This window comes from Pseudomonas sp. DE0010 (genome assembly GCF_007680745.1).
Classification (GTDB): Bacteria; Pseudomonadota; Gammaproteobacteria; order Pseudomonadales; family Pseudomonadaceae; genus Aquipseudomonas; species Aquipseudomonas parafulva_B.
Map to the genome: position 1 here is coordinate 1 of NZ_VEJQ01000038.1, position 21,545 is coordinate 21,545.

Here is a 21,545-nt window from a genome sequence, read left to right on the forward strand (position 1 = left end):
AGCCGGTCACTCACTCGAGGCCGGCCACGCTTGCGTGTTTCGATGAAGAGATCGGAGACCACATCCCAAGCCTCGTCAACGATGTGGCTGGCACACTCCTGCGTAAAGAAGCGTGCCGGACCCAACTCAAATGTACTGTTTCTTGCCGCTTCGCTCGATCGGCCGGCCCTTGAATACGTGTGGACCATCCATGGTTAACTCGACCTTGTCACCCTTACGGGTCAGCCAGGGTGTGGCTTCGGATCCCGTCCTTGAGGTGACGCCGCTCGGGCTTATCGTGATGGAATCACCATCGATCTCAATGGTGCCAAGAACATAGGTGTACACCATGCTGCTGAAGAATCCGCTCTTGAATTCGAAAGCGCACTCCACTATCTGATCGCCGTACTCCATGCGCATTTTGGGCTTCAGCGAGGCTACCGAGACAGCACCGTTGTCGACTGCAGAGTACACGCTGCAAACAAGTGCCACCCTCCCACCCATGCGATGCGAGATAGCCGGATTGATCTCAACGCTCTCTATCCCAGGGGCAGAAGAACTCGCGCTTACCACATCGCCCGTATGGAAAACGTAGGGGTCAGAATCGAACGCCCCCCGCTTGTCAGGGGCCTGGATGATTGACATGCGTTCGTCAGGACGAAGTATGCCGACACGGAGATCAAGGTCGTCATTATCCCGACCATCTCCATTGTCCACCCAGGTAGCGCTTACCTTGATCGTCTTTGGCGCTGCAGCGCCCTTCTCCAGCGAGACCTTGTGGGCAACTCCAGGCTTGTCCAAGGTGATGACCGACTTGGTGATGTTCACCGGCTTGGACTGTGCAGCTACTGGCTCGACCAGTGCAGGTTCATCGCTGACCTCCACCCCATACATGTTGCAGAGGCCGGCCAGGCCCGAGGCGAATCCTTGCCACACGGCCCGGGCCTTCGCTTGACCATTTCGCACATAGAGTTCAAGCACAGTGATGCCCGTCTCCCCCTGGAAGGCATCAGGCGTTAGCGCCAGGACCTGGTCGCCCACTACTACCTGGGCACTGAGCTCCGTGACCTGTGCAAAACCACCGCCGCTGCCGTCCTGCGTCAGGGTGATCGCGATCTTGTTGATGCCGGCCGGGAGTCGATTCAGGTCGTAACTGATGCTGTGCCGTACCATGCCTGCCTGATTGCTCGGTGGAGAGAATGTTGCTGAGCCAGAGGCGTGCACTGGGGCATTGAAGAACACCATGCCACTGTCATCCTCGACGCGCCCAGCGTCTGTCAGCAAGAAAGCGGTCAGGTTCACATCGAGATTTGCGCCAGCCGCATGGGTTACCTGCACAAGTCCGTTAGCTACGCTGAGTCCTGTGTTCTCACCTGGCTTGAGGGATTGAGTCAAAGTTGGTCGCCTATTCCATTGATATGCCGGCGGGGGCCGCCGGGCAGCTGCATACGTCCTTGCCCATTCAAGCAATGACAGTCTGCTGGCCAGTTTAACCAGCCGGCCGTCAGAGGGAAGCCAGAATGCGGCAGGGAAATCACGAGCGGGCTGAAGCCGCCCGCGTGGGGAATAAAGGCGAGGGGCAAAAAGGGGTCTTCTAGATCAGCATTTGGCCTATGCCTTCGGTACCGCGCTTGCCAGTCGCGCGCGAAGGCACGATAGCAAGTCGTGGACTAAACCTGAGCAGTTAGCTCGTCGATTCCTTATGAGTTCGCACCGCCGAGAGTCCAAACATTCATCACATCAAACGCTCGATCACGGAGCAGCTCCGCGGCGTGGCTACAGGCGTGCTCGAGCGTCATAGGACCGGCGGTGATAGAGAACGCCGCGTAGATACCAATCTCGCGCAGGAGTTGGTAGCCCTCACCAAGGGTACCGGCAATAGCGATCGTCGGTACTCCCGCCGCTTTTGCAACAGCTGCAACGCCTGCAGGGGTTTTGCCGTAGAAGGTTTGCTGATCCAATTTACCTTCCCCGGTGATTACGAGGTCGGCCCCCTTCACCGCGTCAGCCAGGCCGGCCAGCTCGGCGATTAGTTGCACACCCGGGCGAAAGCTTGCGTCAAGAAATGCTTTCGCTGCGAATCCTATTCCACCCGCAGCGCCGGCTCCTGGTGAATTGCGCACGTCCTTGCCCAGTAAGTTGGCAGCGATGTCGGCATAAACGCCCAGCGCCGAATCCAGTTCTCGGACCTGGGAAGACGTTGCACCCTTCTGTGGGCCGAAGACATGCGAGGCGCCTCTCTCGCCGGTGAGCGGGTTGTCAACGTCACATGCCACTTCGAATCGGATGTCCTGCAGACGTGGGTCCATACCTGACAGATCGATGCGGTCCAGCTGCTGAAGGGCCAAACCGCCAGGCTGCAACTCGGTACCGGCATCGCACAAGAACTTGGCCCCAAGAGCCTGAAGCATCCCTACCCCACCATCGTTGGTAGCACTTCCTCCAAAACCCATGATTATCCGGTGAGCCCCAGCCTGAAGTGCCGCTTGAACGAGTTGGCCAGTGCCATAGGTGGAGGTCCGCGTTGCGTCGCGCTGGCCGACAGGCACTAGGTGGAGGCCGCTGGCTTCAGCCATCTCGATCACTGCGGTGCGCGTATTTGCAAGCCAACCCCAGCTAGCCGTGACCTCCGTACCAAGTGGCCCGTTGACCTGGGTGGATCGCAGTTCGCCTCCGGCTGCGGCGAGAACAGCTGCGACAGTACCCTCCCCGCCATCAGCCATTGGAACGGTCACAATCTCAGCGTTGGGGAAGGCCTTTCGTACCCCTTCCGCAAGGGCCGCAGCAACGGCCTCAGCTGAAAGGCTTTCTTTGAAGGAATCGGGGGCAATGACGACTTTCATCTTTGGGAATCCTTGATCAATCGGTCAGGTCTTTTTGTGTTTTCCCGATCATGAGCCTGTTCCATGGCAGGTTCCATGTTCGAGGTGACAAAAAAAGGGGCTGGCGTTTGTTCAGGTCGACAAAGGGTGCGGGGCAAGGTGCCCCGGCCTAACCGTCCAATTACGGGTGCTGCTTTGGTCCATCCTTAGGAACGGAAACTGCGGGCGGGGCTGGACAAGCGGCACTAGCAGGTGCCGCTGCAGGAGGAAAGATGAATGTGAATGCCCCGAATGCAATGCCAGCGATGCCTACAACGAAGCCACCAAACGTGTAAAAACGCTGCCGTCGATTTGCTGGTTCTTGGTGCTTCAGAAGGTCTCTGACATGGTTAGCCAAAGGATAAAGGTCTGATCCATTGGGGCCTAGGTGAAGTCTCAAACGATCCATCATGAACCTGGTTTGTGTAGGTAGGCCCTCAAAGGGCAACTGTTTCTGGTGTTCCTCCTGAAGGGCCTCAAGAACCGATACCTTGCCATCAAGGCCAGTCAACCTGTTGGCTACCACATCCCGGATAAGCGTCTTGATGAGAAACTCAGTGCTCGACATGTTTACGTGGCGTGTGTCAGCCATGGTACAAACTTGGCTCCAGCTAGGACTGCCTTTCTTGAGAGCGTTGATTAGGTCTGTGCGAAGGCTCCTTCGGCTCATGATGCCAAAGACTACGTCAACCGTAACCATTGTCATCCAGACCACCGACCCACACGCCACAAGTATCACGACGCCCCATGCACCAACAACCAACGATTCCATTACATTCCTCTGTATTAGTGCTGCCCATGAATCTCGTGAAAAAAATGCGCGACGTGACCCTCCTGCAACCCAAGTATACCGGGCCGCAGGTGCCAGATTAATTGGTCTGGAGGTCAAATCCAGGGGTGACAAAAAGCGATGCAAACAAGGTCTTTTCAGGACGGAACGTGTAGGTTTCCTCAAACGAGCCGCTCTTCGCTAAGGCCAACGCGATTCCACACTCCGAATCGCTGTGCGTCTTACCCTTGCTACCGAAATCGCTCTGCCAAGTTGCGAGGCCTGCAGAATCACAGAACGCACCGCCCGAATTGCCAGCCTGGCTGTAAGGCACCTTGAGCGACTCGAATCCCTTATAGGTCAGTGCATAGCTCTCAACCTTGACCTTACGAGCGAAACTGCCGGCAGCGTCAGTCAGGATGGCTTGGCTAGCGATTTTGTCGTAGGCGCCGACGATGAAGGCGGTCAGACCTGTTTTGAGCGTTTCCTGGACGGCGTCCAGCTCAGGCAGGGCAGCGAACCGAGCTTCGCGAACGATCCGGCCCACCTCGTTCCCATCGATACGGTGAATGACCACAAAACTCATGGTCCCTTCTCCGTCGTCGGAGCGCGTGATTGTTAGATCCAGGTCGACCTTGGTTCCGAACTCCCCCGAGGCTGCAATCAGAAATGAACCCGTCACCGATGATCGAACTGCCATGTTGGCACCCCACGAGTACTTGGGCTTCACAACTTCCCCATGCGGCCCCACCTCATCACCAGGCTGAACCTCATCAGGTACATCGGAGACCAAGACCATTTCTGACCCTAAGTGCGACAGGTACTGGTTGCTCTGGTCCACACCCAACAGCTGGATACGAATCTTGCCGCTTTTACTATCCCCACTGTGGCTGAGCTTCAACTCATCAGCATGGATGTAAGCGCCAGCAGTGCCGCGGCCGACTGTTGATCCAACCTGGTATTTTGCCCAATCAGCCAGGCCGCCTTCTGTGGTCCCATCCAGGGAGGCACCGAATAGTCCGTACAGCCCACGCAGGAACTGCTCAGCTCCATTGGCTCGGGCAGCAATTAGGCGAATCTCAGGGTTCTCGACGGTCAGGTTCCCAGAGAAAATGCTGTAGGAGATGTCACCTTCAGCGAGGACATCCTGGAGGTAGAACCGTTGCTTGAAGTCCTCGTAGTAAGCGAGGGCCTTCTTCCCGCCAGTGTTCATCATGCCGGCGATTGAAGCTCCGCCCAGCACCACCATGGAGAGAGCGCAAATCAGCTGGGCCTTTCTGTTTTTTAAGATGGTCATCGTGATGCCTTACTGGATTTGTGCGGAAGCGTTCTTCCAGGCGTTCAGGTGCTGCTGGGATACATCAGGGGTCCATCTGAAATCGATTCCAGCATCGGGAAACTCCCCGCCTAGCACTGCGCCAAATGAAACGCGCTCCGCGCAGCTCGCCTGCTTACAAGGCTCCGGCTCCTCGGCCGAGTAGATCTTGAATGTCGGGACGGCTTTAGCACCCACGAGTGGAGCGACCGGGGTCAGGTTCGCTGCCTGCAGGACGTACCATTCATTCCCGAGCTTCCGATCGGACTTCAAGCGGCCTGGGCCTGGGAAGTCGATTTGATAGTAATCACCTTCATGGCCAGTCACGTGAACCATCATCGGGCTGGCTCTCATTGAACTGCCCGGGTCCATCATGGCCAACGGGGAGCTAAATCGAGCCCTGATCCCTGCAAGCTGTGCCAGCGCCTCACTCTCGTGCCCGCTGGTCTCCTTCAGGCTGGCCTTGAGCTGTTCGTAACGCGCTAGCACCCGAGTGTGCAGGTTTGCCATGCGCTCCATCTGGCGTCGTGCTTCCTGAGCCCGTTCTTCCCCGTCCTCGACTTGTGCGAGCTGGGTGTTACTGAGCACAACCGACCGGTCGCCGTCGGTAGCCACAGCATCGACAACCGCCGCGGGGATTGTGTCCCCTGTCACAGCTGCCAGCTCATCTTGTGCCCGGGCCGGTACCGGCTCTGTTGCAACACTCTGTGTTGTTGCCTCCGCCTTTGGAGAATTCACCCCTTCAGTCGACGCTGCAGTGCCAGCCGTTGTTTGAGTTTCAGCTGCGGCTTCAGGTACCACTGTTGAGGCGGCCGAGGAGAGAGCTGTGGTAGGGCCATCTTGGCGTAGTTGGGGTTGCGCCAAGGAAACGATACCCAGGTTCGCAGCGTTACCAAAACCGCTCGCATATGGCTTGCCAGATGCGTCGACGGCTTTCCACGTTACTTTAGCCGCCGGGCAATCTTTCCCGAGGACGACCGGTAGCACAGAAACCAAACGCTCAAGAGTTTGTTGGTTGTCCCACGAGGCCCTCGAGATGGTTAGTTCAATGTCCGGTTTACACCAGGTATCCGCGGTACCAGGGACCTCAACCATGACCTGGTCTTTCTTCGAAAATGCCAACTCGTGAGATAGGGCATCCGGCACAAGACCGAATGCTCCAACCACAGCCAGCGCGAGAGCGCTATATTTCATCGCTGTCCTTAGATCAGTTCCCAAGTGCCGTTGTTCTGCTTGCAGAAGGTGCTCTGCTGCTGCTCAGGCTGGCCACTTGCGGACTTTAGGCTCACAGTCACCGGGCGGCAGGATGTTTCTGCCGCGATCTGCTGGGTCTGCAGAGTCTGGATAGAGTCCAGGTCGAATGCCTGGGTCTCTTTGCTCGCTTTCACGTCCATATCGTCCAAGTGGGCAGCTGGTGCCGCCCGCTGAGCTACGGCCTGCTCTTTCGGCTGTACGTAGGACTTGTGCACGTATCCGACAGTGACACCTTTCCGACCAACCAAAACCCAATCACCCGTGGAGCCTACCGCGGTGAACTCTGTGCTCGGAGCAAGTCCGCCGACCTTTCCAGCCTTCAAATTCGGGGCGGATCGTACATTCACGCTCGACTTGGTCACGTAAGGCTCGTTGATCAATCGCATCGAGGGTACGGCCTGAATTGTAGGGGCGCGCTTGACCTCGACGACTTTGGTCTGGGTGAACTCCTTGCCCTGCACAATTTCAGCAGTCGCCCCAGAATGGTCCGACGCCCAGGTGGTGGGTCGGTTGGGGGCTACAGGTTGGTTGAGGATTTCCTGGGTACGCAGCGCCAAGGCTTGCTGGTCCTTTTCATCGAGACTGGCGCCGATACGGTTACCAAGGTAGCTGCCAAGGCTGCCGGCAATGATGATTGCCACAATCTTGCCGGTGCCCTTACCCATTGCCGCGCCAGCGACAGCGCCAGCCAGGCCGCCGATGATCGTACCGGCCTGCTGTTTGTTGATTCCCAGTTGAGCGCACCCGGTCGTGCTAGCGATGGCGATAGCCAAGCAAGTGGCGACAAACTTCTTACGCACGTTGAAACTCCTTTTTACGAACAGTCACTCTGCTTTAAGCAGTGGCTTGGTGAGGTTGTAGAGCATTGCTTCAGCACTCATTGCCCAATGAAAAACACCCGCAACCAGAGTCGGCCCGTGATCAATGCTGCGGAAGGCCTTCTTGTACCCTTCAGATTGCACCAGGGCATTGCCGGCCATTAGGGGGATAACCACGATTGCAGCGATGGAGACGGTACGCAGCAGCCACTGGCGGCCTCGAATCAGTCCCCGCCGCTCGCAGGCGGACAGGATCAGGCCGACCAGGTTGAGTGCTCCTAGAAAGAGCCCGCTCAACAGCGACCAGGGGACGAACCACATGTTTTTGAGCACATTCAGGCCTTGCTCACCACGGATGTCGGTGTGCGCAACATCGGTGGCCATGTTGCGGGCGATCTGCGGAAGGTACCTCTCGAACTGCTCGCGACTGGCAAGCACGTTCATCCCCTTCACGTAGATTGGCCCTAGCGCTTGGCTGGCCATGTACAGGACCTCAGGAGACTGAGCGACCTGCGGCCGACTACGCAGGCCTGGCTTGATCGCCTGGGCGTATTCAGCAACTGTTGGCTCAAACCCGAGGTCCTCGCCAGGCTTGGGCAGCCGGATGGGTTTCCACTCACTATTGCCTATGCCAGTAAACCGGAGTGCTTCAAGCTGGGCATACGCGCGAATGATATCCAGAGTGGTTGGAACCACTTCAGCTTGGAGGCGCTCGTAGAGCGCATCGCCGTTGCGGCGTGTGTAACCTTTGAAAACGGCCTCAGCAAATGCTGGGAAATTCCCGTCGATCTTCTCTACGTAGGTCCCCTGCGCACTCATCAAAATCCCGAGGTTTGCAATGAATGCCTTGCCCTCGCCGTGGTCCCGGTAATTCTGATAGGGAAGCCCTGGGATTTGAATGGAATCGTAGAGCAGCCCCTTTTTGGTCACATAGGCGTAAAGGCTGGATACCCGGAGGGTGTGAGGGAATTTCTCAGCGATGAGATCCGGCGCCTCACCCTGAACCCACCACGTTGCAGGAGCGGCGACCAATGTCATCACTCCCACGCTGTGCCAGAGGTACTTCTCTCCTCCCCAACGGCGATGAGCCCAGATGCACACTCGCCAGCCTGTCAGGCAGACGGTCACTGACGCCAGGATCTGGCTGTATATTTCGAGATCCTGCAGTTTCTTCAGCGGTATGTCCGCGCCGGCGACGTTTAGGAGCTCAGCGTTGAAGAGGAGGCCAGCTAGCAAACAGACAGCGTTGAGGCACGCGAGCAAAACTAGGAGCATCCAACGGTTCCTTGTCAGTGTTGGTGTGTAGAAGCGGCACCTGCAGCACAGAAAGCCAAAAGCTTCGTATTATCCAAAAGCAGTGTGCCGAACCAGGTGAGAATCAAGCTTTATCCCTGAACCTAACTGCCGATCTTCTGGTTTCAAGAGGTTCCTACCCTGCTATTGAAGCTCTCAGGCAGTCCGCGGCAATATCATAATGATTTCACGCTAGAGATGTGTCTGAATTGCGGCCCGCTGAGCTTGACCGTGATCGCTAGCCCACACGCTGCTCTAGACGATTTAGCGCCAGGAGAGGGTCGACCTCTTCTAGCGGGATGAGGATTGGATGCCTTGAAGGTGCACCAGGTGCTCCAGACCGCCTTTTTCGTTTGAATGCGACAAGTAGCCCTCCAGCTGGCTCCGTAAGAGACCAGGAGGATACCGGCTTCAGGGCATGTGTCATCCCAAATTGGACGTACAGAATTGGGTCGAGCTAATGGGACTGCGGATGCACGCCCTATACCGCCTTGGGCGGGTGGTTTAGGCAAGCTTGCATTGTTGAGATGTCGCCGGGCAGGAAGATCAGAAGAACGGACGATTTGCGGCGCTAAATGTCCGTCCAACTACACAAAGGTCGGCGCGGCGGATGATGAGCTTACTCAGCAGGCAGAGCGGCCTGTTGCGATTGGGTACCGTGCTTTCGAACGAAGGCCTTCATTGCTGGCGAAAGCGGCCGCTCAATGTCGAAGTCACCATAGGCTTGCAGGAACGATGGCCACCTTGCCTCCAGAAGGCCGGCGCGCCTGTACTTCGGTGCTAACCAAATCCATTGCAAGGACCACTCAGGCCCATCAACGGCGCCGTCGAGGCGCATGAATCCGCACGCTCCCGCAATCGCACCCATGTCGTCTGCAGCAAAGAGCCAGCCCCGCCAATCCTCCCCTGCACGCCTGGTCGAGGAACCATCCCACTGTACAAAGTCGTATTTAAACTCGCGCTTGAACTCGAAAGCTCGATCGCAGACAGCACCATGCATCCAGAGGGGTGAGCCCTGATCGACGAGTTCCCCAGCCCGTCCGAGGGTGGACAATCGCTCTGCAAATTGCTCATCTGGCTGGGGGTCAATCATCTGCTTCTTACGACTGTGCACCTCACTATGGATGCGAGCCTCCTGCGTGTTATTCGTGTAGTACGAATGTCCGCAGAACTCGCATACCGTGTGCTCCTGATGCTCTGGATTCCGATACCTTGGGCCCAGGACTTCAAGCCAGACCACAGCGTCCCCGTCCCATTTCATGGTGAAACGGTATCCTGCTTCGTCTTGGTGAGTCGTCTCGGGCGACAACGGGTGTATTGGACCTTGAGCTGCATTCAGCACTGTGCGGCGGCGGCCGACGTAGTGATCATAGAGAACGATTTCAAGCTCATTGCTTGTAAGCACCTCTCTACCCTCAAGAGTCTCTGTCAGCTCCCGAACGAGCCGAGACGGGTCTACCTGAAGGCCGACCTGTTGCAAGCCAATGATCAGAGCAGTTGCGTCGACGGCATTGAGAGCTTGAGTGAGAGGGATTTCGTCGTCAGGATCGACCGGGCGACGGCCAACAGACTGCTGAGCAATGTCAAAAAGAACGAGCAACTCTTCGAAGATGTATTCGATGCTTGAGAAAGCTCGTGCCTCAGTGGTAATCAGGTAGTCGCCAATGTCCGTGTTCCTGGCTACTCCCTCCTTCAGAGCCTCACGTTCAAATCTCGTCAGCCCCTCCCTCCGAGCTGAGGTATTGCGCTTTTCAACAAGTATCTCGCACAGCTTGGTAAGTGTTTGGCGTGAAATATTGATGGCCATGATCAACCTAAACTGAGGAAGCCCCGCTTGCTAAAAGCCGGACAGTGTATGGGCCTTGGTGGAGGCTCACCTTGGTCACCACGTGCAATCCAAGAACTACTGATGGCCAGGCTCATTGGAGCTTTGCAATGATCCAAAGGATCTGGCTGCATCTCGGGTCACCCTTCGAACGACCTGCTTAGGAAAAAATCGAACGCCGCGGCGCTGCATCTCAAAGCTCACACTCATCTCACCCGCCATTTTTTGGAGTTTGGGTCTGTCCTCAAACCGCGCGGTTCTTGCCTCATTTGCAAGCAGTCGCAAGGCATGGGCCAGTCCTCCTGTCTTGTGAGCTTTCAAAATGGCCGCTACAGCCGATGGCGCCGCCTAAGGGTGAATACCTGAGAAGAGATCAGCCACCAACTCCAAGCGTAAATGATCAGCTTCCTCAAGAAACCTCAACGCCGGCGGACTGAAGCGGAAAGAAAACTGATCCCCGTCGCTCCAGTACTCCAGCAGAATCGGGGCCCGACTCATAAAACCGCCGTGAGTGACATTCACTGTCTCGGATGACAAGTACGCTGCGTACTTGCGAATAGCTTCATCAGGCAACGTACCGTTTGGACTGCCCTTCAGTTCAGGTCGAAATCTCATGTGTCGCCTTAAGCCGGAAAAGTGGGGTCATTTGTCTGCAGGTCTTTCGTCAACCGTGGGTGCGTGCGCCCGGCGGCCAGGTCAATAGCCGCTCAGGCAGACTCCATTGTAACCGCATGCCCAGGCCACGACCGCCTTACGTGGATCAAGCTGTATGCTCAGCGGACAAACCCAAGCCATCCCCGTAGCTAGCTTGTCCTTAATCGTGACTCGAAGACGGTTTATCAGGCAGTAAATTGTAGTGACAAAATGCCACGATGGCTCTTTACTACATCGCCCGCCAGCCGATAGATGGAGGGTCAGGAATAGCTGTCTTTAAAGGAGTTCAAAATGCTTACAAAGGGCGCAATCGCGCTGGTACTGGGTTTGGCCGCAGGAAGCGTTTCAGCAGCAAGTTTCGACTGTTCAAAAGCGTCGGGCTTCGCAGAGACTGAGATATGCCGAGATGGCTACCTATCCGGAATGGATGGAGTTCTCGATCGTACATACAAGAAGGCCGTCGCAGCGTCCTCCAACCCACAGGGGCTTCGTCAATCGCAAAGGCAGTGGCTTCAGATCCGAAATCAATGCCAAGACCAGAAGTGCCTGGATAAGGCGCTTGGAGGTCGGATTCAGGAACTGGAGCGTATAGCGAGTGACGAACGCGTATTGGCAATGAATGCCCGAGAAGAACGGGAAGCCGCACAACGTCGCGCCGCGGACGCCGAGCGCGATAGACAAGCAGCGACCCTGGCGAATCAGCAGCGCCAGTCAGCGCAGATGGCACAACGCACTCCTCCTCAAGCATCCACACTGCCGGCAGCCCGCCCGGGTAGCGCTAATGCTCAACAACAATCGAATCCCGTAGCTACGTGGTTCATCAATGGTCCTGGTTGGAAATACACCCTGGTGCTGGGCCTACTGCTCTCCTTCTGGTCTGTTGTACGCCACCATCGTGGGACTGCAACCATTTACAGCGACTACACCGACGCCTTAATCACTAACCTTCTTCCTGCACTCGGCATCGTCACCGCTGGGGTGTGTAAATGGCTCGAAATGCCTGGCGTCGTTTCCGTTTTCTCGATGGTAGCTGGCTTCGTCCTCTCGATTACCTATGCGGTCTACGCCACGGTGAAAAACAACAGAGGGGGGCTGAGCATCTTCCTTACGTTGGTGGCGAAGCTGACCCTGATTTCAGTCTTCTATGTCGTCATCGGGATGCTAATTGCCTCGCTGTTCAACGGAGGCGCACGACGCAAGGGCGAATCTCAGGCCAGAGCCGATGCGCGCAATCGGCGTGAGCGAAAGGCGATCATGGCGCTGATTACGTCACTCTCCGCTGCGTACACAGCTCTTACTGCATGGGTTTGTCGAAACCCAAAGTTCACCCCCGTGGGTGAGTGCCTCGAGTTCAATCGGGTGCCTGCACTAACGTAAGCCCCCTCCGCCGTGCGCCACACAGCGCACGCGCGTCATACCCATTAGTGTCAGCCATGTATCAAGGCGGGTGGGAGATCGCTAGGCCCATTCACCCTGATATGGCAGCATCTTCTCCGTCCGACCGGCCTGAAGTAGTTTGCAACAACTCTCCAGCGCAGGCGCCTCAGTTTCCCTGCATATTGCCAATTTCTAAAGAGTGATCACTTAGATGCCCTGGGTAAAACGTTCGCTTGGAATCCTCAGCCTGGTGCTGGTTACGGCAATCGCTTTGTGCCTCCACTTCTACTTGCCGCGCCATGAGGTCGTTCATGTGACTGGCGTTGAGGTGAAGCGCATGGATGCGGATGGTGTGATCAGCGCTGAAAACCCGGCCGATGGTCCAACCCGAGATGTCTATTTCATCAACACCGTTTCTACCGACGCAAAACGTGAGGTAGCGGTCTATCGAAATGAAGATACCGGTTGGGGATTCCCGTGGTACTTCAAATTCGATAGCGCCGATCTGCAGGCTAAGGCCCAGGACTACTCGCGTGACGCGAACCAGCTCGCGGTCATCCGGTATTACGGGTGGCGCTTCCAGATCTTCTCGATGTTCCCAAACATCACCGACATCAAGGCCACAACCAGTACCACGGAGCCTTTCCCAGTTTTCGTATACCTATTCTTCGGCGGGCTGCTCATTCTAGTGCTTGCGATCACCCTCCTCGTCCGCCGAAAGCTTCGCGCCCGGCATAGGCCAATGGTCCCGAACCAGTAGGCTTTACCTTCGCCGTTATCCCCCCGGACGTTAAGCTGTGTTGGGCACCGCCAGGACGCCGTCCTGGCTTCTCAACCGCCGGACCTGACTTCTCAAGGACGCAGTATGCAAATCATACAGGGCCAGCGCCTGCCGCTGTCCAGCATAGGTATTTCTGACCGCCTCACGGTTGCGGTCTCCATTCAGTCAAGCAATGTGATCGACGTAGCCTGTTTCGGGCTTGATCAGCAATCGAAGCTGTCCGACGACCGCTTCATGGTGTTCTTCAACCAAACCTCCTCACCTGGTGATGCCATCCGGCTGATTGGGCCAGGCCAGTTCGAAATTAACCTGGGCGCATTGCCGGCAACGATTGATCGATTGGTGTTCACCGCGGCGATCGACGGCGCGGGTGCCATGAAAGACATCTCATCAAGTCGCTTTGTCGTCAGTGGACCTGGCGCACCAAACGCCGCGACCTGTGAATTTTCCGGCAGCACCTTCTCCGTGGAAAAGGCGATTATGGTTGCCGACATTTACCGCAAGGGTGGCGAGTGGCGTATGCTCGCCAACCTGCAGGGCTTCAAAGAAGGCTTGAGCGCGCTTGTGCGCCACTTCGGCGGTGAGGTGAGCGACGAACCCGCGGCCCAAGCACCAGCTGCGCCGCCTCTTGTCCAGGCGACGTTCTCACTAGAGAAGAAGGTCGCAGCCCAAGCGCCAGCATTGCTCAGCCTGGCAAAGAAAGCTCAGATCAGCCTGGAGAAAAACAACCTCACCAAGGTGAGAGCGAAGCTAGCCTTCGTGCTTGATGTGAGTGGTTCAATGAATGGCCAGTACAGCCGAGGCAGAGTGCAAGAGGCCATGAACCGGCTGATGCCACTCGCGGTAGCCTTCGATGATGACGGCGAGCTGGATGTTTTTGGGTTTGGGGCCAAGCCAGTTCACCTCTCGCCAGCCACTCTCTCCAACTACAGCGACTACATCGACACTGAGCAAGGTGGTTGGCGGAAGTGGGATGTGGGCCAGCGCGTAAATGACGAACCACGGGCGATGCGCCTCCTGATGGATTACTACAACCAAAGCGGGGACAAAACCCCGGTCTACATCATCTTCATCAGCGACGGCGGTGTTCATGAGAATCGCGCAATCACAAAACTGATGATCGAAGCGTCCTCTAAGAATTTCTTCTGGCAATTTGTCGGCCTGGGCGGAAACGGCTACGGCATCCTGGAGCGACTTGATGATATGCCAGGTCGCGTTGTCGACAACTGCAGCTTCTTCGCTATGGATGACCTCCACGACCTCACCGAAGACGCACTGTACGACAAGCTTACGAAAGAGTTCCCGGGCTGGCTCAAAGAGGCGAAAGCGAAGGGAATCATCAGTTGATACCCTGATTTTTCAGCGAGAACCGTACGAATTTCAGATGTTCCGAATCCTCGCACCAATTCAGCGCATGAAATAAAAAAAGCCACCTGATCCGCAAGGGACGAGGTGGCTTTTTCGTATTTGGTTTGGATGTTCCCGCTGGGCACTGCCTCAGCCCGGCGGATGGATCAACGTACCTGCTTCAGCGTTCTGATTCCCCAAAAGCGCGTACGCCAACACGTAGCCGCGGCTCCCTTCACCCCAGATAGTCAAGGTCAAACGGTTGGATCTCCCGGAAGCGCGCAGCACGGTCCAAGTCGACCCGAGCACCCCAGCTATTCAGCGCACCCACAGGATCTATGTGCTCAATGCGGCCAAAGTCCAAAAGGTTCCAGTCCTCGCGCCGCACGACCACAGACAAGATATAGGGCTCCTCGAGGCGCCCGGTCGCCGGGTCATTTCGTTGAACGTACCCTGACACTAGGCAGCGATTGACTGCAGGCAGAAGCGCGAATACCTCGCCAACGACCCTGAACAAAGAGCCGTAGCACAGCCCCACAAAGTCCCGTCGCACCTGGGCATCACTTCGTGTCTTGAAGGTGAGCTTTCCATTGCCTTTTGCCTCGGCAGTACGCCGCGGGGTATCACCCTCGTCAGGTAGATCGACATCCAAGGCTATCCCGGCTGCATCGTAAGTGAACTGATAGGCAACGTTCGTTTCCTTGGGCCAGGCTATGCCGCTCAGCACGTAATCGAGCGCTTTCTCCATGTGAGCGCTGAATCCCTTCGCAGCCAGGCGAAAGGTCTTCTCAGCTTCCGAGCGCTCATTGTCATGCGCGTCACGGGCTGCCTCCCACTCCGATAGATCCTGCTGGTAGATCTGCTCGTTGGTGAGGCGGTCAGCCTCGAGCTTGCCAGACCTGAAGAGCCTATCAATGAGGCCAGGCTCAACTGACGCCGGCGCCGTCGGAATCGGCATCGAAAAAGGAGGTGGTAATGCCGGCAGACTCCCCGGCCGGGGAGTGCCGACATGAACACTCAGGCAATCAGCGAGATCTTGGTTCAGCTTCTCGGCAGCCTTGGTAAGCAGCGCCTCAATCTCTGCAGCCTGCTCACTCTTCACGCGCCTCACCACTGCAGCAGGTGGCGGGCTACCAGTGTCATCGACAATGGACAGCGTTCCGTCAACCTGCACGCTGATCCTGATAGGCCCTGAATAGTCTAATGAACCGGAAGAAGTGGACGCCGACTGGCGGCCGCCATCTAACCGTTGGCGGTAGGACAAGCCCGTTCCGGGTAGACCGGCATTCAGGAACGTGCCATTGCGCCCCATGGTCATGCTCAGCCCTTTCGGCCCGATTGACGCGCTGACCCCTGTTGCACTCAGGTTCAACCTAAAACCTGGCACGATCGTAATCCGCTTAGAGAAACGTAGACCCATAGCCCTATCCTTGACTCAAGATTTCCAAACTGGGGCGCTCTATCAGCGCGTGGTTACGCATAGTGGCGGCATTGCACGATGACAGACGTACGCCCCCTGTGAGAGCGAACGTTCAAGCACCTGGGAGTTGGACGAATTTGTCACCACTCCACTGGAAGCGCTGAGGGTATGGCTGCGTTGGGCAGCAACGTGGATCCTCATCGCCCTGAATCAGAGCGTCAATGAATATGGTGCGGCTGCCGACATCGCGCGCCTCACGAACGGCGCCACTGATCGCAGCATCGCCACCTTGAGCCTGCCAACCCTCTGGCGCATGGTAGAACGCAGAAAGCGTCTGGTAAGCCGTCTGTGAGCCGCCTGATCCTTCGATGGTATAGAGCACTGCGGCATCCAACTCACCGTCACCATTCAGATCAACCTGAATGATTTGGCGACCTTCTGGGTACTCTACACCGCCGTCGGTATCGAGCCCCGCGACGTAGGCATTGATAGCTCCAGTCAATTCAGGGAACGACTGTGCAGCAGAAGTCGGGTGAACCTTCACGACCGAGGCTGGGGTTGCAACTAGTGTGTTCAATTGCGGTTCACCCCTGCCAGTGGTCTCAGGATCAGTATCGGCTTCCACCTTCTGCTCGCCCGGGCTTGTATTGCTCCCTTTACCATTCAAGGCTTCCAGCACCTTCGCATAGGCGTCTTCCTCCGGCTTCAAACCAGCCTTCTTAGCCCGAACAGAGAACTCCATTTGGATCTGGCCCAAAACCCGCCCCATATCCTCAGGGCTGAAGGTCATCACGTAGCCTTTACGAGACATGGGTTGGGAATCACCGAAGAATAAACGAGCGAAAATATTCGGTCGCATATCTTCGAGGGCGTCCATGCCCTCTTCGACGAACTCGTCAGCGACATCTTTATAAAGAGACCATCCCGCATCACCAAAGAGCTTCGTGATGTTTGCTTTCGCTTCATCGTTTTTGAAGTCAGTCAGCTCAAGGGCCTTTTGGTTGAAGTCAATGGTCAAACTCCGGCAATCATATGTGTCGTTGCCCAAGCAATTCTGCCGGAGCTCATTGAGCGCAAACGACAATCGAGCATCATTTGCTGCCTGGCCACAGCCGGCCAACATGGTGACCACAGCACTGGAAACTAAGATTCTCTTAATCACTTAAAACTCCGCAATCCATGCGCATCATGTGTGCGCGCAAAGCTAGGTGGTCAGACCGAACCACCTGACAAAAAAAAGCCCCTGCCGTGTGAGCAGGGGCTTTTCCAACAGGCTCAAATTAGCCGATCGAAACGCCATGGGACTCAGCCAACGGCTTCAGGCCGCCGGCAAAACCTTGGCCGATCGCCTTGAACTTGAACTCGTCGTTGTGACGGTACAGCTCGCCGAAGATCATCGCGGTTTCAGTCGATGCATCTTCGCTCAGGTCGTAGCGCGCCAGCTCTTTACCGTCAGCCTTGTTGACGACGCGGATGTACGCGTTGCCTACCTGACCGAAGCTCTGCTTGCGGCCTTCTGCATCGTGGATGGTGACCGCGAAGACCAGCTTCTTGACGTCTGCAGCCAGGCGGGTCAGTTTGACGTTGACCTGCTCGTCGTCGCCTTCACCAGCGCCGGAACGGTTGTCGCCCAGGTGCTCAACAGAACCGTCTTGCGAGGTTTTGTTGTTGTAGAAGATGAAGCTGGAGTCGTTCAGGACTTTGCCGTTTTCGTCGGTGATGAAGATCGAGGCATCGAGGTCGAACTCGGTGCCGTCAGTCACGCGAGGGTCCCAGCCCAAGCCTACGATTACTTCGGACAGGCCTGGTGCTTCTTTGGTCAGCGAGACGTTGGAGCCTTTGGACAGAGAGACAGCCATTGGTTAATCCCTTTAAAAATAGGTGGTTTGCTCGTTAGCAGCTTGTGCTGCTAACGAGGGGGCAAATATTAGAAGTTCATGCCATACGAGTTGGCGAGCGCCTTCAGACCGCCAGCGTAGCCCTGGCCAACGGCGCGGAATTTCCACTCGCCGTTGTTACGGTACAGCTCAGCGAAGATCATCGCGGTTTCGGTCGATGCGTCTTCAGCCAGGTCGTAACGAACAACCTCGGCACCGGTTACGTCGTTGGCGATACGGATGAACGAACCGCCGACCTGACCGAAGTTCTGCTTGCGAGCATCGGCATCATGGATGGTAACGGTGAACGCGATCTTGTCGATGTCCGCTGGCACGCGGCTCAGGTCGACCTTCAGTACTTCGTCATCGCCGTCACCAGCGCCGGTACGGTTGTCGCCGGTGTGCTCGATCGAGCCGTCTTGGCTTTTCAGCTGGTTGTAGAAGATGAAGTCTGCTTCACCGCGAACCTTGCCATTGGCAGCCAGCAGGAATGCACTGGCGTCGAGGTCGAACTCGGTGCCATCGGTCGAACGCGGGTCCCAGCCCAGGCCGACGATGATCTTGGTCAGCGACGGGTCAGTTTTGGTCAGGGACAGGTTGCCGCCTTTCTGCAGGGTCAAAGCCATTTCTTAAACTCCTTGTTAGGGTACGAGTGATTCAGTTGGATTCTGCTTGAGTGTCTTCCTTTTCGGGGAAGATCACACTTGCAACGATGCCGATGACCAACACCACCATCACGATGAGGAGGCTGGTGTTAGGATCGATCTTGAAGCCATGGTGGAACATATGGTCTGTGGCGTTGAGGCCCAGTTTTACCGCGATGAAGAACAGCAGCGCAATGACAGCTTTCTCCAGGTGCACCAGGTAGCGCTTCAGGGCCTCGAGTACGAAGTACATGGTACGCAGGCCCAGAATGGCGAACAGCATAGCGGAGTACACGATCAGGGGCTCACGGCTTACTGCGATTACGGCTGGCACGGAGTCGAAGGCGAAAAGCACATCGGACACTTCAGCTACGACCAGGCACAGGAAGAGCGGCGTTGCAAACAGACCACCCTTTGCAGCCAGGCTCATGCCCTTGTTCTCAGGCTTGAGCAGCTCGCCTTCGAGAACCTTACGGCTAACGAAGAACTGATTGCCGTGCAGCTTTGGCCATACCGGGAACAGCTTCTTGGCGAATCGATAGGCAATGTGCTTGGAGTAGTCTTCCTCCTCCTCATCATCACCGCCGCTACGAAGCATCATGACGGCGGTCCAGGCCACGATCAGTGCGAATACGATTTCCACCCAAGGGCCGAACGCCAGAAGGCCGGTACCGATCGCAACAAAAATACCGCGGAAGACGATAGCGCCGATGATGCCCCAGTAGAGCACGCGGTGGCGCAGGCCATCAGGCACTTTGAACCAAGCAAAGATGGCCATGAACACGAACAGGTTGTCGACGCTGAGAACCTTCTCAAGGGCATAGCCGGTGACGAACAGACTGGCGACTTCAGGGCCGTGCTGAACGTACAAGAACCCTGCAAACGCGAGGGATATTGCTATCCAGAAGACGGACCAGACGGACGCTTTTGCCAGCGAGACCGGCTTGTCGCCGCGATGTGTGACCATGTCGAGCAGCAGAGCGCCTACGGCGATGCCGACGAAAACCATCATGGTCAGCGGGGGGAAACCGATATGGGTAACTTCCACAGGTCAATACCTTAAAGTTCGAAATCAGCTGGGGACAGGCCCAGCTCCAGGCAGATCAGACGGCAAGCCGCCTTTTCCTTTTCATCAAAATCACCATCGGATGCGCCGACGGAGCAGGTAACGCGAACGAGAAGGCGTGCCGCTCCTTCGTTGTCTTTGATCCGGCCGATGACCTTCAATGCCTCGGCTTGACCGATCTGAGGGTCAAACTCGAATTTGCTCATCGCGTCGTTAAAGACCGCGAGAACGTCGGTCAGGCTGAACACCTTCAACTCGGGAGAGTTGTTGATGAAGCCGATCATCTTCTGCTTTTCTTCTGGACCTGCGCCGTTGCTGGCCACAGCTACCATGGCGCAACCGTTGGCAGTGGCTTCCATGAACTTGCGATTCTTATGCTTGCCGACCTCGGCAGTAAGAGTCTCGCGTGCTTGCGCACCTTTTGCTTTCAACCAACTGAGCATGTTCGTACCTCAAAAATGGCGGAGCCTTAGGCCCCGCCAGTGGTGGATTACTTGGACCCTGCGCTCCAGCGCATGCCCCAGCGGTAGGCCTTATCCATGGGCTCTTGGCTTCTATGGAAGTCAACCCTGCGAGACACCTTAACGGCGCCGTTGTCGTTTTCAAGGAGAGCGATGGCGCAACATCCTAGGTTCCCTCCCTCCTCGTTCAACCGCACTTCGATCTCTGGCTGGCCAGGGATGAAGATGGTCACCACACCATCGGTCTGTCCCCAGTTAGGAGCACCTTCGTAGATGAAGGCGTAAACCAGGATGCGCTTGATCTGACTCCACTTCTTACCATTGATGTGAATCCACTCGCCGCCGGATACGGAGCCAGTTCGGTCATCACCCATGAGTTGAATGTAGGGTTCGTCTTCAAGGTCGCCAAAGGCATTGCCCAACGCCTGAACCACCCCCTTGTGCCCGTCCTGCAACTCAAACAAGCAACCAACGTCGAGATCGATAGACTTGCTACGACTGAAGAAGCCGCCAGACTTGCCTTGGTTCCAGTTCAGGTTCACCCGGATTTCACCGAACCCAGCAGCTGTCTTTTCCAGGCTGATCGAGGATCGAGTCTTGTCGAGGGTCACCTTACTCAGGCTGATAGTCGACTTTGGAGCAGGGGCCGGTGCTGGGGTAGGCGCTGGAGCAGGTGCCGGCGCAGCACTTGGAGCTGGCGTCGGGGCCGGGGCCGCAATGTCGACACCAAAGTGGGTTGCCAGTGGTGCAAGGCCACCGGCAAAGCCTTGAGCGACACATCGGAATTTCCACGCACCCTGGCGACGGTAGAACTCGCCAAGAATCAGCGCGGTTTCCTTCATACCCGAAGTCGGGATCTGGGTCTCAATGCCGCCAGACACAGTGACCACAAGCATGGGTACACGGTCGAAGCTGGCTTTGTTCTCGTAGATGGTCGCCGTCAGCGCTACCTTTTCGATAGCTGCGTCCAGCCGGCTGAGGTCAATGGTGAACACGGCGCGGCCAGCAGCCGTATCAACCAGCTGCACCGACCCACCCAATACACTGGGCTGGCCGTAGAAGCACATGTCATTGTCGCCACGGACCTTTCCAGTTGCGGTCAGGGCAAATGCAGACACATCAATATCTGCACCTGGAATGGGCGAATAGCCCACCTCCACCCGCAGGCTCCCGGTCGCTACCGGTGCGTTACCACCAGGGACCAAGGTTGTCATGCGCGCACCGCCTGAACGGCCAGGTTCACCAAGTCGTCAGCAGTACGGCCATGGGTAGTCTTACCGATAGCTTTGAACTCCCAACCAGAAGCGCCGCGCGACAGGTTGGCCATGACCACGCCAGTGTGCTCACCCTGGTCACTGAGGTTGAAACGCGCCAACTCCTGTTTATTGCCGTCATTGACGATGCGGCAGTACGCATTTTGGATGCGAGAGAAGTTCTGCCCAGTGAAGCTGTTAGTCGTAAACACCAGGTGCTTAACCGATGCAGGAACGTTGTTCAGGTTTACGGTGATCGACTCATCATCACCCTCACCCTCACCAGTGCGGTTGTCACCAGAATGCTGGATCGAACCATCTTTGGATTTCAACTGGCGGAACCACACCAGGTCGACCGGCTTCAGGTCGCCATCCAGCATGATGCACGACGCGTCGAGGTCGATCTCTCCACCGCCACCACCAAAAATCTTGCCGAAAAGACCAGTAGCTTTCACAGGATCCCAGCCCAGACCCAGGGTTACCTTGGACAGACCCGAGCCCGCGGTCTTCTCCAGAGAAATGGACTGATTCTTCGAAAGGGTAAGTGCCAT

The 21,545-nt window shown here is 56.6% G+C and carries 18 protein-coding genes; 3 read left to right on the plus strand and 15 right to left on the minus strand.

The features are described 5' to 3' along the window. Positions 1-126 precede the first annotated feature (126 nt). From FS767_RS20865 to FS767_RS20895, 7 genes are all read right to left on the minus strand, one after another. Entirely contained in the window at positions 127-1,374 is a 1,248-nt protein-coding gene (locus FS767_RS20865; RefSeq protein ID WP_144967978.1) for a TerD family protein, read from the minus strand. A 305-nt stretch (positions 1,375-1,679) separates the two neighbouring features. Continuing rightward, on the minus strand, positions 1,680-2,822 hold the full coding sequence (locus tag FS767_RS20870) for a glycerate kinase (RefSeq protein ID WP_144967980.1): 1,143 nt from the start codon (positions 2,820-2,822) through the stop codon (positions 1,680-1,682). Positions 2,823-3,709: 887 nt separating this feature from the next. Continuing rightward, complete coding sequence (locus tag FS767_RS20875; protein WP_144967982.1) at positions 3,710-4,906, minus strand: hypothetical protein; 1,197 nt, start codon at positions 4,904-4,906, stop codon at positions 3,710-3,712. Positions 4,907-4,915: 9 nt separating this feature from the next. Next, positions 4,916-6,118 carry a hypothetical protein gene (locus tag FS767_RS20880; protein ID WP_144967984.1) on the minus strand — a complete coding sequence of 401 codons (1,203 nt, stop codon included), beginning with the start codon at positions 6,116-6,118 and terminating at the stop codon, positions 4,916-4,918. 8 nt (positions 6,119-6,126) lie between these two features. Beyond that, positions 6,127-6,978 carry an SH3 domain-containing protein gene (locus FS767_RS20885; protein WP_144967985.1) on the minus strand — a complete coding sequence of 284 codons (852 nt, stop codon included), beginning with the start codon at positions 6,976-6,978 and terminating at the stop codon, positions 6,127-6,129. Between the two features lie 24 nt (positions 6,979-7,002). Continuing rightward, on the minus strand, positions 7,003-8,271 hold the full coding sequence (locus FS767_RS20890) for a hypothetical protein (RefSeq protein ID WP_144967987.1): 1,269 nt from the start codon (positions 8,269-8,271) through the stop codon (positions 7,003-7,005). A 637-nt stretch (positions 8,272-8,908) separates the two neighbouring features. After that, positions 8,909-10,096 carry a hypothetical protein gene (locus FS767_RS20895; RefSeq protein ID WP_144967989.1) on the minus strand — a complete coding sequence of 396 codons (1,188 nt, stop codon included), beginning with the start codon at positions 10,094-10,096 and terminating at the stop codon, positions 8,909-8,911. A gap of 963 nt (positions 10,097-11,059) precedes the next feature. On the opposite strand from FS767_RS20895, the gene FS767_RS20900 reads away from it, so the two are divergent. The 3 genes from FS767_RS20900 to FS767_RS20910 all read left to right on the plus strand — a co-directional run bounded on the left by FS767_RS20900 (position 11,060) and on the right by FS767_RS20910 (position 14,273). Next, complete coding sequence (locus FS767_RS20900; RefSeq protein WP_144967991.1) at positions 11,060-12,145, plus strand: lysozyme inhibitor LprI family protein; 1,086 nt, start codon at positions 11,060-11,062, stop codon at positions 12,143-12,145. Between the two features lie 211 nt (positions 12,146-12,356). Then, the gene (locus tag FS767_RS20905) at positions 12,357-12,905 is read left to right on the plus strand and encodes a DUF1523 family protein (protein WP_144967993.1); all 549 of its coding nucleotides are present in this window, start codon (positions 12,357-12,359) and stop codon (positions 12,903-12,905) included. A gap of 105 nt (positions 12,906-13,010) precedes the next feature. Then, a complete protein-coding gene (locus tag FS767_RS20910) occupies positions 13,011-14,273 on the plus strand; it encodes a VWA domain-containing protein (protein WP_144967995.1) in 1,263 nt (420 codons plus the stop codon). A 235-nt stretch (positions 14,274-14,508) separates the two neighbouring features. On the opposite strand, the gene FS767_RS20915 is transcribed toward FS767_RS20910, so the two are convergent. From FS767_RS20915 to FS767_RS20950, 8 genes are all read right to left on the minus strand, one after another. Next, complete coding sequence (locus FS767_RS20915; RefSeq protein ID WP_144967997.1) at positions 14,509-15,693, minus strand: DUF4236 domain-containing protein; 1,185 nt, start codon at positions 15,691-15,693, stop codon at positions 14,509-14,511. A gap of 112 nt (positions 15,694-15,805) precedes the next feature. After that, a complete protein-coding gene (locus FS767_RS20920; protein ID WP_144967999.1) occupies positions 15,806-16,855 on the minus strand; it encodes a hypothetical protein in 1,050 nt (349 codons plus the stop codon). A 118-nt stretch (positions 16,856-16,973) separates the two neighbouring features. Further along, complete coding sequence (locus tag FS767_RS20925) at positions 16,974-17,552, minus strand: TerD family protein (RefSeq protein WP_144968001.1); 579 nt, start codon at positions 17,550-17,552, stop codon at positions 16,974-16,976. Between the two features lie 68 nt (positions 17,553-17,620). Beyond that, positions 17,621-18,196: a TerD family protein gene (locus FS767_RS20930; RefSeq protein WP_084851953.1), complete on the minus strand. Its 576-nt coding sequence runs from the start codon at positions 18,194-18,196 to the stop codon at positions 17,621-17,623. 31 nt (positions 18,197-18,227) lie between these two features. Beyond that, on the minus strand, positions 18,228-19,262 hold the full coding sequence (locus tag FS767_RS20935; RefSeq protein WP_084851954.1) for a TerC/Alx family metal homeostasis membrane protein: 1,035 nt from the start codon (positions 19,260-19,262) through the stop codon (positions 18,228-18,230). Between the two features lie 11 nt (positions 19,263-19,273). Beyond that, on the minus strand, positions 19,274-19,723 hold the full coding sequence (locus FS767_RS20940) for a tellurite resistance TerB family protein (protein WP_084851956.1): 450 nt from the start codon (positions 19,721-19,723) through the stop codon (positions 19,274-19,276). Between the two features lie 47 nt (positions 19,724-19,770). After that, positions 19,771-20,955 carry a TerD family protein gene (locus FS767_RS20945; RefSeq protein ID WP_144968003.1) on the minus strand — a complete coding sequence of 395 codons (1,185 nt, stop codon included), beginning with the start codon at positions 20,953-20,955 and terminating at the stop codon, positions 19,771-19,773. Continuing rightward, positions 20,952-21,545 carry a TerD family protein gene (locus FS767_RS20950; RefSeq protein WP_144968005.1) on the minus strand — a complete coding sequence of 198 codons (594 nt, stop codon included), beginning with the start codon at positions 21,543-21,545 and terminating at the stop codon, positions 20,952-20,954. Before FS767_RS20950 ends, FS767_RS20945 begins: the two co-directional genes overlap by 4 nt.